At 37.5% G+C, this 14,770-nt stretch carries 15 protein-coding genes; all 15 read right to left on the reverse strand.

The window, feature by feature from the left end:
* Nucleotides 1–77 precede the first annotated feature (77 nt).
* The 15 genes from dprA to smc all read right to left on the reverse strand — a co-directional run bounded on the left by dprA (nucleotide 78) and on the right by smc (nucleotide 14,713).
* Nucleotides 78–947 carry a DNA-processing protein DprA gene (gene dprA, locus C564_RS0105750; protein WP_018764713.1) on the reverse strand — a complete coding sequence of 290 codons (870 nt, stop codon included), beginning with the start codon at nucleotides 945–947 and terminating at the stop codon, nucleotides 78–80.
* An 89-nt stretch (nucleotides 948–1,036) separates the two neighbouring features.
* Nucleotides 1,037–1,939 (reverse strand): succinate--CoA ligase subunit alpha, encoded by a 903-nt coding sequence (gene sucD, locus C564_RS0105755; RefSeq protein ID WP_003199472.1) that lies wholly within the window; start codon nucleotides 1,937–1,939, stop codon nucleotides 1,037–1,039.
* A gap of 19 nt (nucleotides 1,940–1,958) precedes the next feature.
* Complete coding sequence (sucC, locus tag C564_RS0105760) at nucleotides 1,959–3,119, reverse strand: ADP-forming succinate--CoA ligase subunit beta (RefSeq protein ID WP_003199470.1); 1,161 nt, start codon at nucleotides 3,117–3,119, stop codon at nucleotides 1,959–1,961.
* 193 nt (nucleotides 3,120–3,312) lie between these two features.
* On the reverse strand, nucleotides 3,313–4,086 hold the full coding sequence (locus C564_RS0105765) for a ribonuclease HII (protein WP_018764714.1): 774 nt from the start codon (nucleotides 4,084–4,086) through the stop codon (nucleotides 3,313–3,315).
* 56 nt (nucleotides 4,087–4,142) lie between these two features.
* Entirely contained in the window at nucleotides 4,143–5,015 is an 873-nt protein-coding gene (ylqF, locus tag C564_RS0105770; protein ID WP_003199468.1) for a ribosome biogenesis GTPase YlqF, read from the reverse strand.
* Between the two features lie 21 nt (nucleotides 5,016–5,036).
* A complete protein-coding gene (gene lepB, locus C564_RS0105775; protein ID WP_018764715.1) occupies nucleotides 5,037–5,588 on the reverse strand; it encodes a signal peptidase I in 552 nt (183 codons plus the stop codon).
* A 101-nt stretch (nucleotides 5,589–5,689) separates the two neighbouring features.
* Entirely contained in the window at nucleotides 5,690–6,034 is a 345-nt protein-coding gene (rplS, locus tag C564_RS0105780) for a 50S ribosomal protein L19 (RefSeq protein ID WP_001186516.1), read from the reverse strand.
* Nucleotides 6,035–6,180: 146 nt separating this feature from the next.
* Nucleotides 6,181–6,915: a tRNA (guanosine(37)-N1)-methyltransferase TrmD gene (gene trmD / locus C564_RS0105785; RefSeq protein WP_018764716.1), complete on the reverse strand. Its 735-nt coding sequence runs from the start codon at nucleotides 6,913–6,915 to the stop codon at nucleotides 6,181–6,183.
* Nucleotides 6,915–7,430, reverse strand: a complete 516-nt coding sequence (rimM, locus tag C564_RS0105790) for a ribosome maturation factor RimM (RefSeq protein ID WP_018764717.1) — start codon at nucleotides 7,428–7,430, stop codon at nucleotides 6,915–6,917. Before rimM ends, trmD begins: the two co-directional genes overlap by 1 nt.
* Nucleotides 7,431–7,549: 119 nt before the next feature.
* Nucleotides 7,550–7,777: a KH domain-containing protein gene (locus tag C564_RS0105795; RefSeq protein ID WP_018764718.1), complete on the reverse strand. Its 228-nt coding sequence runs from the start codon at nucleotides 7,775–7,777 to the stop codon at nucleotides 7,550–7,552.
* 14 nt (nucleotides 7,778–7,791) lie between these two features.
* On the reverse strand, nucleotides 7,792–8,064 hold the full coding sequence (gene rpsP / locus C564_RS0105800; protein ID WP_000268750.1) for a 30S ribosomal protein S16: 273 nt from the start codon (nucleotides 8,062–8,064) through the stop codon (nucleotides 7,792–7,794).
* 101 nt (nucleotides 8,065–8,165) lie between these two features.
* Nucleotides 8,166–9,515, reverse strand: coding sequence for a signal recognition particle protein (ffh, locus tag C564_RS0105805; RefSeq protein ID WP_003199457.1), 1,350 nt, complete (start codon nucleotides 9,513–9,515; stop codon nucleotides 8,166–8,168).
* Nucleotides 9,516–9,527: 12 nt separating this feature from the next.
* On the reverse strand, nucleotides 9,528–9,860 hold the full coding sequence (locus C564_RS0105810; protein WP_000891062.1) for a putative DNA-binding protein: 333 nt from the start codon (nucleotides 9,858–9,860) through the stop codon (nucleotides 9,528–9,530).
* A gap of 279 nt (nucleotides 9,861–10,139) precedes the next feature.
* Nucleotides 10,140–11,129, reverse strand: a complete 990-nt coding sequence (ftsY, locus tag C564_RS0105815) for a signal recognition particle-docking protein FtsY (RefSeq protein WP_006095745.1) — start codon at nucleotides 11,127–11,129, stop codon at nucleotides 10,140–10,142.
* Between the two features lie 14 nt (nucleotides 11,130–11,143).
* A complete protein-coding gene (smc, locus tag C564_RS0105820; protein WP_018764719.1) occupies nucleotides 11,144–14,713 on the reverse strand; it encodes a chromosome segregation protein SMC in 3,570 nt (1,189 codons plus the stop codon).
* Nucleotides 14,714–14,770: the final 57 nt, after the last annotated feature.

Here is a 14,770-nt window from a genome sequence, read left to right on the forward strand (position 1 = left end):
ATCAAGAATGAGTATAACATACAGTGCCACTCTACCATTTGTCAATAATTGTTTAATAAAAACATAAAAATATACGGTTAATTTAAAAATTCCTCGAGAATATCCTCTGCTTTTTGAACAAGTTTCGCCCCTTGCTTTATAAGTTGATTTGTTCCTGCTGCACTTTCTGTAAAAATAGGACCTGGAAGAGCAAATACCTCCCTATTTTGTTCTAAAGCGAGATCTGCAGTAATAAGCGAGCCACTTTCCGATTTCGCTTCCACTACTAGAACCCCTTTGCAAAGACCACTGATAATTCGATTTCGCTTTGGAAAATACCATTTTCTAGGCGCGTAATGTGGCGGATATTCTGTTAATAACAGTACAGTATTCTTCCATATTTTATAAAAGTAGCAATTCTCTTTTGGATACATATACTGTAATCCATGCCCTAAGACAGCAATAGTAGGGCTATGTTGTTGCACTGCGATTTGGTGAGCAATGGTATCAATTCCATTTGCAAAACCACTTACAATTAGCCATTCTTTGTCTATTAGCGGTTGTAAAATAGATTGTATGCTTTCTTTCCCGTATAAAGAAGGTTTTCTTGTTCCAACTACTGCAAATTTATTTATTTCTCCTAATAATTCTCTCTTTCCCTTTCCATATAAAATGAAAGGCGGATCTGATATTTCACGTAATAATTCTGGATAATCATCATCCCATATTGTGACATAAAAAATATGCTTTTCTTCTAAATGATGTATACATTGTGCCGGGGTAGATGTTTGTAAGAAGTTAACTAATTCAGCAGATTTTTTCGGAGTCAGCCCAGCATACTTTTCAAATTCCACTGAACTAAATTTATACAGTTTCTTTATCTCTGGATCTATATGCAATAAGCGAGTTAGCGCTTTCCAATGATCCGCTAACACATAATGAAGATGGAGCAATCGTTCCCTTTTCATGATCATTCTCCTTACCCATAATTTTTATTATGTAAACAGGAAAAAGTGTAAAAAGACACCCTCTAGCACGAAGGTGTCTTTCAAAAAGATTAATAGTTTTTACAAGTTTCAAATAATCCTTTTTCTTTTAAAACAGCGATTAAAGTTTCGCCCATAACAGCTGGTGTTTCAGCAACTTTAATACCACAAGCTTCCATTGTTTTGATTTTTTCAGCAGCTGTACCTTTACCGCCAGAAATAATCGCACCAGCATGGCCCATACGTTTTCCTGCAGGCGCTGTTTGACCACCGATAAATCCAACAACAGGTTTTGTCATATTTGCTTTTACCCACTCAGCAGCTTCTTCTTCTGCTGTTCCACCGATTTCACCAATCATAATAACAGCATGTGTTTCTTCGTCTTCATTAAACGCTTTTAACGCATCAATAAAGTCTGTACCATTGACAGGGTCGCCACCGATACCTACAGCAGTAGATTGACCAATGCCTTCTTGTGTTAATTGATGTACAGCTTCGTATGTTAATGTACCAGATCGAGATACAATACCTACATGACCTTTTTTATGAATATATCCTGGCATAATACCAATCTTACATTCATCTGGTGTAATAACACCTGGGCAGTTTGGTCCAAGTAAACGCGTCTGTTTACCTGCCATATACTTCTTAACTTTAACCATATCTAATACAGGGATTCCTTCTGTAATACATACTACTAAGTCAATCTCTGCATCAACCGCTTCCATAATCGCATCAGCCGCAAAAGCGGGTGGAACGTACACAACTGAAGCATTTGCGCCCGTTGCTTTTACAGCATCTTCTACCGTATCAAAGACAGGTACACCTTCAATTTCAGTGCCACCTTTACCAGGTGTTACACCACCGACAATTTTCGTACCATATTCAATCATTTGTTTTGTATGGAATAAACCTTGTGAACCAGTAATACCTTGTACAATAACTTTTGTATCTTTATTAACTAATACGCTCATTTTTCTCCCCCGCTTTCTATTAGCCCACTAGTGAAACAATTTTTTGTGCACCGTCTGCCATAGATTCTGCTGCAACAATATTTAAACCAGATTCATTTAAAATTTTCTTACCTAGCTCAACATTTGTACCTTCAAGACGAACAACAAGTGGTAATTCAAGGCCTACTTGTTTTGTCGCTTCAATAACACCTTCTGCAATAACATCACATTTCATAATGCCACCAAAAATGTTAACGAAAATACCTTTTACATTTTTGTCAGAAAGAATAATTTTGAAAGCTTCTGTAACTTTTTCAGCTGTAGCACCGCCACCAACATCTAGAAAGTTAGCTGGATCGCCATGGTAATGTTTAATGATATCCATTGTTGCCATTGCTAATCCTGCACCATTTACCATACAACCAATATTTCCATCTAAAGGAATATAGTTTAAGTCGTATTTAGAAGCTTCAATTTCTTTCGGATCTTCTTCTTCAAGATCACGAAGTTCTAGAATGTCTTTATGACGATATAATGCATTAGAATCAAAGTTTAATTTTGCATCTAATGCCATAACTTTTCCATCACCTGTTGTAACAAGTGGGTTGATTTCTGCAATAGAGCAATCTTTTTCGATATAAGCACGATATAAGCCCATCATAAACTTCACAGCTTGTCCTACAAGCTCTTTTGGAATATTGATGTTAAATGCAATGCGGCGTGCTTGGAAACCTTGCAGACCTACTGCTGGATCAATATATTCTTTAAAGATTTTTTCTGGTGTTTTTTCTGCTACTTCTTCAATTTCTGTTCCGCCTTCTTCAGACGCCATTAAAACAACTTGAGAAGTCGCACGGTCTAAAACTAAACCAACATAATATTCTTTTTTAATATCGCAACCTTCTTCGATAAGTAAGCGTTTTACTTCCTTACCTTCAGGACCTGTTTGATGCGTAACAAGCGTAGTGCCTAAAATACTTTCCGCATATGTACGAACTTCATCTAAATTTTTCGCAACTTTTACTCCGCCAGCTTTGCCGCGTCCACCAGCGTGAATTTGTGCTTTCACTACACATACATCTGTTCCTAATTCTTTCGCTGCTTCTACAGCTTCTTCTACTGTAAATGCAACCTTCCCGTTCGGAACGCTAACCCCATAGCTTCTAAGGACTGCTTTACCTTGGTACTCATGGATATTCATGGTCCCATCCTCCCCTGTTTTCCTGTTTTACTCAAAAAGTTTTTTAATGTTTAAAAAACACTACATTGCCATTGTATAAAATGATTGGCACGCTGTCTACAATAAAGTGTCAGAAAACTGAAATCGCTTTATTCTTTTTTGAAAATAGTAATGTTTATATACCAAAATAAAAAAATAAGCTGTGAGTCACAGCTTATTTTTGAATCATATCCTTAATCGGCGCAAATGTTTTTCTATGCTCTTCTAATACTCCGTACATTTCAATGGCTTGTAAATGTTGTTTCGTTCCATAGCCCATATGTTGCTCAAATCCATATGCTGGATATTCTTTCCCAAGTTCTTTCATCATGCGATCTCTCGTTACTTTCGCAATAATAGACGCAGCTGAAATAGAAATACTTTTTGCATCACCTTTAATAATAGATGTTTGCGGAATTGGTGTAGAAAGCTTCATTGCATCAATTAATAAATGCTCTGGTGTACATGCTAAATTCGCAATTGCATCTAACATTGCTCGTTTCGTCGCTTGATAAATATTTATTTCATCAATAGCTTGCGAAGATACAATTCCAACCCCAATCGCGATTGCCTGTTCTTTAATTTCATCATAAAAACGCTCACGTTTCGCTTCACTTAGTTTTTTAGAGTCATTTAACCCTGGGATATAGAAATCTTCCGGAAGGACGACAGCAGCCGTAACAACAGGCCCAGCTAGCGGCCCCCTTCCCACTTCATCGATACCAGCAATATATGTGAGCCCTTTTTCACGTAATGCTTTTTCATATTTTGACATCTCTAAAAACTTTTCTTTTTCCTTTTGCGCTAACTCTTTTTGTTTATACCATTTTAAAATGAGCTTTTGAACGCCTTTCCGCTCATCCTTCAATAACACTTGAAATCTTTCATCTTCTTCATTCTTAATTTCTTGCAATACACATTCTGCCTCTTGGATTGTGATTTTTTGCATCAATGTACACTCCCTTTTAAAAATAACCAAAAAGAAAAGACGCACAAACGCACGTCTTATACTTCTTCTACTTCCTCTGCAAATTCTTCCGGTGTTTCAAATGTCATTTTTCCAAGTTTACCACCGCGAAGCTCGCGAAGAATAAGCTCAGATGTTTTATCATAATCAATCATTCCGCCGCCCATTAAGCAACCTCTATTTCTTCCAATCACATCAAAGAATTCTACAATGTCTTCTGGAATTTCACTTATTTTATAACGTTCTTGTATACGTTCTGGATAATGCTTTTCCATAAAACGAAGTGCATATACTGCTACATCTTGTAAATTTAAAATAGAATCTTTAATTGCACCCGTTGTCGCAAGGCGAAGTCCAACTAATTCATCTTCAAATTTAGGCCATAAAATACCTGGTGTATCCAGTAGTTCCATTTCCTTACCAACCTTAATCCATTGTTGGGCTGTTGTAACACCTGGACGATCACCTGTTTTTGCAATATTTTTCTTTGCTAATTTATTAATCAATGTAGATTTACCGACATTGGGAATACCTACAATTAAAGCGCGAATTGCTCTTGGACGAATGCCTTTTGCAACCATTTTGTCAAATTTTTCTTTTACAAGCACTTTACATGCAGCTGCAATTTCTTTCATACCTTGTCCAGCCTGCGCATTAATTGAAATTGCTTTATGCCCTTTTTCCTCAAAATAGGCGATCCATTGCTTAGTTAAGCGATCATCTGCCATATCCGCTTTATTTAAAACAACAAGCCTCGGCTTATGTGTAATAATTTCATCAATCATCGGGTTTCGAGAAGATAAAGGTAATCGAGCATCTACAAGTTCGATTACAACATCAATTAACTTTAATTTCTCTGTTACTTGGCGCCTAGCTTTTGCCATATGCCCTGGGAACCATTGAATTACCATGTTGCCACCTTCTTTTTTCGTTTATTTCACAATACGTGCGTCTTTTAATGGCCAATATAACATATTCGCTTCTCCAATTACTTGGTCCATCGAAATCGTTCCAATAGTACGACTATCTTTACTAAAACGACGATTGTCACCTAGTACAAATAATTGACCTTTTGGAACTGTTTTCTTACCTGTAATTTCTTCAAGCTTGAAATCATATGTAAGTGGTCCATCAGCAAGTTGTTTTTTCTGCTTGTCTAAATACGGTTCCTCATAAGGTTTTCCGTTAATATAGAGTTTATCATTTCGATACTCAATTTCATCGCCTGGCAAGCCGATAACACGTTTAATATAATCTTTTTCTTCTGTTGCTTGGAATACGATTATGTCAAAACGTTTCGGTTCACCAATGTGATAGCCGATCTTATTGACAATCATTCGATCACGATCATGTAGCGTCGGTAACATTGATACACCATCCACAAGGATTGGAGCAAAGAAAAATTGTCTAATAACACCCGCTAACACAATAGCAATCAAAATTGCTTTTATCCATTCCCAAAGTGAACTCTTCTCTTTTTTCATGTATTTCCCCTCCACGGTTATGTAAGCTGTTCGTATTATATCAAAATTTCATATAGATTGGAAAAAGGGAGCTTGTGCATTTACAAGCTCCCATACATGTCTTATCGAATTTCTTTGATACGCGCTTTTTTACCGCGAAGGTTACGTAAGTAGTATAACTTAGCACGACGTACTTTACCACGGCGAAGTACTTCGATTTTCGCGATTCTTGGCGTGTGAACTGGGAATGTACGCTCAACACCTACACCGTAAGAAATCTTACGTACTGTGAATGTTTCACTGATTCCGCCACCACGACGTTTAATTACAACACCTTCAAAAAGCTGAATTCTCTCACGAGTACCCTCAACTACTTTTACGTGTACACGTAAAGTGTCACCAGGACGGAATGAAGGTAGGTCAGTTTTTAATTGGCCTTTTGTAATTTCTGCGATTAATTGTTGCATATTCAATTCTCTCCTTTAAACGGATGCTCTTATAAAGTCTTAATAAATTACAGCGGAACATCGTTAATACGGCTACTGATTTCAGTAACACAAATGTTATAATATCATATTGCTAGGCCTGTTGCAATAGAAAATATATGAAGTTCTTATTGCTCTTTTTTAATTTGTTCAAGCCATTTTTCTTCTTGCTTTGATAATTGACGTTCTTCAAGTAAATCCGGTCGACGTGTATACGTACGGCGCAGGGATTCTTTATGACGCCATTCATCAATATTTTTATGATTCCCTGACGTAAGTACATCCGGTACCTTCATGCCACGGAAATCAGCTGGACGTGTATAGTGCGGATGCTCTAACAAACCAGTACTAAAAGAATCTTCCACCTGAGAAGCGTGATTTCCAAGTACTCCTGGCAAAAGACGTACAACACTATCGGTAACAACCATAGAGGCTAATTCTCCGCCCGTTAATACGTAATCACCAATAGAAATCTCATCTGTTACAAGATGTTCACGAATTCGTTCATCATATCCTTCATAATGACCACATACAAAAATAACATGCTCTTCTCCAGCAAGCTCTTCTGCCTTTTTCTGCGTGAAACGCTCTCCTTGTGGACACATTAAGACAACCCTTGGTTTACGGTCAGTTTCCTTCGTTAACTCTTCCACCGCATCAAAGATAGGCTGTGGGGTTAATACCATCCCCGCGCCCCCACCGTACGGATAATCATCTACACTGTTATGCTTACTTGTTGTATAATCACGAAAATTTACAACCCTAAGCTCCACTGCCTCTTTTTCTTGCGCTTTTTTTAAAATCGAAGATCCAAAAACACCGGTGAACATCTCTGGAAATAATGTTAAAATATCGATTTTCATTATAGCAATCCTTCCATTACATGAATGGTTACTAATTTATTTTCAATGTTAACTTGAAGTACAACATCATCAATGTAAGGGATTAAAAGATCTTGACCTTTCGGGCGTTTGATCACCCAAACATCATTCGCACCAGGAGATAGAATCTCTTTTATCGTACCTAAATCCTCTCCCTCTTCTGTTACAACTTTACAGCCAATAATTTCATGGTAATAGTACTCACCTTCAGCAAGTTCACCTAACTGCTCTTCTGGTACTTTGATTGAAGAACCTTTTAGCTTCTCTACTTCATCTACATTGTTATACCCTTCAAATGTCAATAAATCAAATGTTTTGTGTTGGCGATGAGAAGCGACCTTTACCGAAAGTGGTTCCGTCCCTTTATCATGCCATATGTATAATGTATTCCCTACTTTATATCGTTCTTCAGGAAAATCGGTACGAGAAATAACTCGAATTTCCCCTCTAACACCATGAGTATTTACAATTTTACCTACGTTAAACCATTTTGTCATAAACAGCATGTCACCCCTGTTTTCTATATAAGTTAAGCATTTCCATTCCATATATGGAACATGCAATTTCTTTAAAAATGTTAAAAAAGGGAGAGGAAAAATCCTCGCCCTTTTAACGTTTATTGAATTTCCAGTGTGACTTTCTCATCATTGTGATGTCCCACTGAATACAAGAGCATCCGAATTGCTTTCGCAACTCGCCCCTGCTTTCCAATGACTTTTCCAACATCCTCAGGATGCACAGTCAATCGATACTTTATCTCTCCGTTGCAAAGTTCCTGTGAAACTTTTACATCTTCAGGATGATCTACAAGAGGTTTGACAATTGTTTCGATCAACTTTTCCATTGTCATTGCCTCAATTACTTACCTTGTTTAGATAAGTGGAATTTCTCCATGATACCTTGGTTAGAGAAAAGATTGCGAACTGTATCAGATGGTTTCGCACCATTTCCTAACCATTTTAATGCTGCTTCTTCGTTGATTTTCACTTCAGCTGGTTGAGCAACCGGATTGTAAGTACCGATTTCCTCAATGAAACGTCCGTCACGAGGAGAACGAGAATCTGCAACAACTACACGATAGAAAGGAGTTTTTTTAGCTCCCATACGTTTTAAACGAATTTTAACTGCCATTTATAAAGCACCTCCGAATTTATTTCACACAGATAATTATATTAGCAAAAAGACTATTGCTTTGTAAAGTATTTTTTCTTAACAGAGCCATCTTTTTTTCCTTACATAAATGGAAACTTCAATCCACCTAGTCCTTTTTTCTTACCTTTTTGCATGCCTGTCATCGTCTTCATCATTTTTTTCATATCTTCAAACTGCTTCAGTAGACGATTAATTTCTTGTACTGTTGTACCACTACCTTTGGCAATGCGTTTTTTACGACTAGCATTGATAATTTCCGGATGTTCTCGCTCTACTTTTGTCATAGAACGAATAATTGCCTCAATATGCCCAATTTGTTTTTCATCAACTTGTGCATTTTTCAGCCCTTTAATTTTATTTGCACCAGGAAGCATTCCTAGCAATTCATCAAGTGGTCCAAGTTGACGCACTTGTCCAAGTTGCTCTAGGAAATCGTCTAGCGTAAACGAAAGCGTACGCATTTTTTGCTCAAGTTCTTTTGCTTTTTCCTCATCAACTGTAGCTTGCGCTTTTTCAATTAATGTTAAAACGTCACCCATCCCTAAAATACGGGATGCCATGCGTTCTGGATGGAACGCTTCAATCGCATCTAGTTTTTCACCCATACCAGCAAATTTAATTGGTGTGTTTGTTACTGCTTTAATAGATAGTGCCGCACCACCGCGCGTATCACCGTCTAATTTCGTTAAAACAACACCTGTTAAACCTAACTGTTCATGGAAACTTTGTGCAACATTTACCGCATCTTGTCCTGTCATCGCATCGACAACAAGGAAGATTTCATCCGGTTTCGCAACTTCTTTCACTTTCGCTAATTCATCCATTAGTTCTTCATCAATATGCAGGCGACCCGCTGTATCGATTAAAACATAATCATGATGATCTTCTTTTGCTTTCGCAATCGCTTGTTTCGCAATTTCAACAGGACTTACTTGATCTCCTAATGAGAAAACAGGCATGTCCAATTGCTTCCCTAATGTTTCAAGCTGTTTAATCGCTGCAGGACGGTAAATATCGGCTGCAACAAGCATCGGTTTACGATTATGCTTTTTACGAAGCAAATTCGCAAGTTTACCTGTTGTCGTTGTTTTACCTGCACCTTGCAGACCAACCATCATAATAACAGTTGGCGGCTTATTAGCGACAGCAATTTTACTTTGCTCTCCGCCCATAAGTTCTGTAAGTTCTTCCTGTACAACTTTAATTACTTGTTGGCCAGGTGTCAAACTCTTCATTACATCTTGTCCGACAGCACGCTCAGACACACGCTTTACAAAATCTTTTACTACTTTAAAGTTAACATCCGCTTCTAAAAGAGCAAGACGAACTTCTCTCATCATTTCTTTTACATCGGCTTCAGAAACTTTTCCTTTGCCGCGGATTTTTTGCATCGTCTGTTGAAGTCGGTCGGCTAATCCTTCAAATGCCATATTGCCGCCCTCCTAATCTAATTTTTCGATAGCTTCAACAACTTGTTTCATTTCTTCATTCACATGCTCTTCTTCGCTGATTAGCTGTTTTAGCTTTGCAACAAGTCGCTGTCGCTCTTGAAACTTTTGAAGTAATACTAATTTCTCTTCATATTCTTCAAGCATCGCTTCAGTCCGTTTAATGTTATCATACACGGCTTGGCGACTTACATCAAATTCTTCCGCAATTTCACCAAGAGATAAATCATCTAAATAATAAAGCGACATATAACTTCTTTGTTTTTGCGTTAACAACGATTGATAAAAATCAAATAAATAATTCATTCTCGTTGTTTTTTCGAGCATGTTGGATCATCCTTTGTTAAGTGATTTCCCTTTACATGAATTAGTTTACATGGAGTATAAAAGAGTGTCAAGTTTTTTTCTTAACATGATATATTTTTTATAAAAAAGAAGCGGAAAAACCGCTTCTTTCACTTCCCACGCTATTTGCGGGCAGTAAGACCTCCACCTTAAGATTCAAAAAGAAGCGAAGAAGATAGGTGGAGGATAACCACCCATAAATACCCGATTGGTGAGGGCTAACCATCCATGAAAAATGCCTCCACGGATGGAAGTTTCACTTTATACTTCTTCTTTTTCTACTAAGTTTGCAAATAAACCATACACATATTGTTCTGGATCAAATTGCTGTAAGTCGTCCATTTGTTCTCCAAGTCCAACAAATTTCACTGGTACGTCCATCTCATTACGAATCGCTAATACGATACCACCTTTAGCAGTCCCGTCTAATTTCGTTAGAACAATACCTGTAACATTCGTTGCTTCGCGGAATGTTTTCGCTTGACTTAAACCATTTTGACCTGTCGTTGCATCAATAACAAGTAATACTTCATGAGGAGCACCTGGAACTTCGCGTTCAATGACACGTTTCACCTTTTCTAACTCCTTCATTAAATTCACTTTATTTTGCAAGCGACCTGCTGTATCACATAGCAAGATATCTACTTTACGCGCTTTTGCAGCTTGAACAGCATCATACATAACCGCTGCCGGGTCAGAACCAGATCCTTGTTTAATAACTTCCACACCAACTCGGTCGCCCCATACTTCTAGCTGTTCGATTGCTCCTGCACGGAACGTATCCCCTGCTGCTAATAAGACAGACTTACCTTCGGATTTAAACTTATGAGCCATTTTACCAATTGTTGTCGTTTTCCCAACACCATTAACACCAACAAATAAAATAACCGTTAATTGATCTTGTTGTATGTTAAGTTCATTACTGAAGTCTTCTTCACCTTTGTAAATCCCTACTAGTTTTTCCGAAATAACAGCTTGCACTTCTCTCGGATCTTGAATATTGCGGCGTTGTACTTCTTCCTTCAACTGATCGATAAGTTCCATTACTGTTGCAACACCAACATCTGCACCAATTAAAATTTCCTCTAATTCCTCAAAGAAATCCTCATCGACTTTACGATAGCGATACACTAAATCATTTACTTTATCCGCAAATGAATTTCTCGTTTTTTCTAACCCTTGCTTAAACTTCTCTGTTACAGTATCTGTTTGTTTCGAAATCTTTTCTTTTAATTTTTTAAAGAAGCTCATTCTTCTCATCCTTCCTATTTGCTTGCAACAAGCTCTTCTCCGTCATCTAAACGAACGGAAACAAGCTTAGAAACACCTGATTCTTGCATTGTTACCCCGTACAGTACATCTGATTCTTCCATCGTACCTTTTCGATGTGTAATAACAATAAACTGCGTTTCATCACTAAACTTTTTCAAATACTGCGCAAAACGAGCTACATTCGCTTCATCAAGCGCCGCTTCAACCTCATCTAGTACACAGAACGGAACAGGTCTTACTTTTAAAATACCAAATAGCAGTGCAATTGCAGTTAAAGCACGCTCCCCACCTGAAAGTAAACCTAAATTTTGCAGTTTCTTACCCGGTGGCTGCGCAACAATATCAATGCCTGTATTTAATAAATCTTGCGGATTTGTCATCACTAAGTCTGCTCTTCCTCCGCCAAATAGTTCACAAAAGACAGTCTGGAATTCTGTACGAATTGCCTGGAATGTAGTAGAGAAGCGTTTTTTCATCTCTTCATCCATTTCCATAATAACTTGGTGCAATGTCGCTTTCGCTTCTTCTAAGTCATCTCGCTGCTCTAACAAGAACGTATGTCGTTCTGCTACGCGTTCATACTCTACAATTGCCCCTAAGTTTACTGTTCCGAGCTCCTCGATTGATAGTTTGATTAATTTCACCTTTTTACGCGCATCTTCTGCAGGCATTATCATTGTATACTTCAGTTTTGCTGCTTCAAATGAAATCGTATACGTTTCGCGTAAATGTTGCAATCTATTTTCTAATTCAACATCAAGGCGATTGATTTTCACTTCTTGATCTTTTAAAACCTCGAGAACATATTTATGACGCCCTTTCGTATCTTTCACTTCACGCTCTATATGTTCTACCCGTTCTTGAAGGCTCAGGCGTTGCTCACGACGGGAACTAATTAATTCCGATGTTTGATTTCGATCATGTGCTTTCTTTTCAATCATATTCGTAATTTGCTCTTCACCGCTTGAATTCGATGTCATTTCTTGCTTTAAGAATGCTAAATCTTCTTTTGTTTTTACAAGCGTTCGCTGCGTTTCCTCTTGTTCTTTCGTCAAACGATCTACTTTCTCTTTTTGATTAGACAAACGTTGCTGCTTTTCTGCTGCTTGTACTTTCAGCTCCGTCATCTCCGCCTGAACTTTTTCTTTCGAAGAATGCTGGTCACTTTTTTGCTTCGTTAAAGAAACAATTTTTTCATCAAGCTCTGTGATATCTTTTTGAAGCTCCACTAAAATTCTATCCAGCTCTTGTTTTCGCCCTTGCATTTTCACTTGATCTTGTAAAAATCCTTCTATTTCCAAATCATAAATAGATAAACGATCATTAATACGATGCTCTTCTAGCTCAAGCTGATTAATTTCTTCTTTTAATTTTTGTTCATCTACACGCTCTTGTTCTGCATCGTGACGTAATTCTTTTATCTTAACTTCTTTTTCTTGAATTTCTTGTTTTAACGCTTTAACAAAGTTTTCTAACTTAGAAGTTTTTTCTTCCATTTCAGTAAGCTTCTTGCTCCACTCTTCTAATTCACGTTGTCGCCCTAGTAGAGAAGATTTCGCTTGTTTTACAGCTCCACCAGTCATAGAACCGCCAGGATTTACAACATCTCCTTCAATCGTTACAATACGGTAGCGATATTGTAATTGCTTCGCTAACTCATTCGCACCTCTTAAATCTTTTGCAACGACGACCGTTCCTAATAAATTTGAAACTATATTTTCATATTTATTATTGTAATGCACGAGTTCTGCTGCCACACCTATAAACGCTGGGTGTTGCTTTATCATACGTAGCTGTTCAAATGATAACGATCTTCCCTTAATAACTGCCTGTGGTAAAAACGTCGCACGTCCATGGCGATTTTGTTTCAAAAAGGCAATTGCCTCGCGAGCATGCTCTTCTGTTTGTACAACAACGTGTTGCATTGCTGCACCAAGTGCAATCTCCATAGCAACTTCATATGCCTTCGGTACAGTAAGTAGTTCAGCGACCGCACCTTCAATGCCATGTAGTTTACTTTCACGGGCCTTTAATACTTCACGTACACCTTGATAAAACCCTGAATAGTCTTCTTGCATCTCTTCCAGCATTTCTTTTCGAGAGCGAGCTTGTTGAACAAATTGATATGCTTGATACAATTTTGTTTCATTTTCACTATATTGTGCCTTGCATTTTCCAAGCGCCGCTTCTGTTTTTTGTATATTGGTAATAACGCTTGTCACTTTCTCTTTTACTTCTTCATAACTCTCTACAAATTTTTCCTTTTTAGCTGTAATTTGCATACGCATTTGTACATACTTTTCATTTTCTTCATCAAGGCGTTGATTTTTAGAATTTTGTTGTTTGAATTGTTCCTCAAGCATAGATAATTCATTACGATTACTTGCTTGTTGATTTAAAAGTTCAATATAATCTCCTTTTAAATGCTCAATTTGCTCTTCTAGGTTTTCTGCATATGTAGAAAGAAGTTTCTCATTTTCGTGTAGCTTTTGTTCTAATGCTTTTACCTGATTTGCAAATTTCATTAGTTCTTTTGTACTGGTTTCAATTTCCACATCATAAATCTTGGCTTTTTCTGTTAACTCAATAATTAACTGTTCAAGCTGTGTGCAGTGCGTTGTTGCATTTTGCTTTCGTTCCTTTAGCAATTCACGCTGCCCTTCTAACTTTTCTAACTCTTTACTAGAAAGAAGGAGAACTTCTTGCAAGGAATCTACAGATTCATCAATCGCTTGCAATTGTCCGCGTAATTCTTCGAGCTCTGCTTCATTTTTTTGTAAATGCGTTGACATTTTTACTTCTTCATCTTTATTGTGTCCAAACTGCTTTCTAAGCGCTTCCCATTTTTCATGTAATTCTTCAATTTCATATACAATGAGAGCTGCTTCTACTTTTTCTAGTTCCTCTTTTTTCTCAAGATAGTCTTTCGCAATAGAAGCTTGTCTTTCAAGCGGCTCTACTTGAGTGCTTAATTCGTGAATAATATCTTGCACACGATTTAAGTTTTCTTGTGTTTCTGCTAATTTTCCTTCAGCTTTCTTTTTGCGAAGCTTATATTTTAATACGCCTGCTGCTTCTTCAAATACACCACGACGCTCTTCAGATTTACTGCTTAAAATTTCTTCTACTTTTCCTTGGCTAATGATTGAGAAAGCTTCTCGTCCCATACCAGAATCCATAAATAAATCAACAATATCTTTTAATCGACAAGATTGTTTGTTAATAAAAAAGTCACTATCTCCAGAGCGAGAAACGCGGCGCGTAACACTCACTTCATTATACTCAATAGGTAAACGCTGATCTTCATTATTTAAGGTTAATGTTACCTCTGCAACATTAACTGCTCTTCGCGTATCACTTCCCGCAAAAATAATATCCTCCATTTTTGCACCGCGTAATGATTTTGCAGATTGTTCACCAAGTACCCAGCGAATCGCGTCAGTAATATTACTCTTTCCGCTTCCATTAGGACCAACTACAGAGGTTACACCTGGAACAAAATCAACAGATACACGCTCCGCAAAGGATTTAAATCCTACTATTTCTAATCTCTTTAAAAACACGAAAGGCCTTCCCCCTATTCTCCGTTTTTATAGTCTCTGCCTATAAAAACAAACTAC

Source organism: Bacillus sp. 105MF (assembly GCF_000374885.1).
GTDB lineage: Bacteria > Bacillota > Bacilli > Bacillales > Bacillaceae_G > Bacillus_A > Bacillus_A pseudomycoides.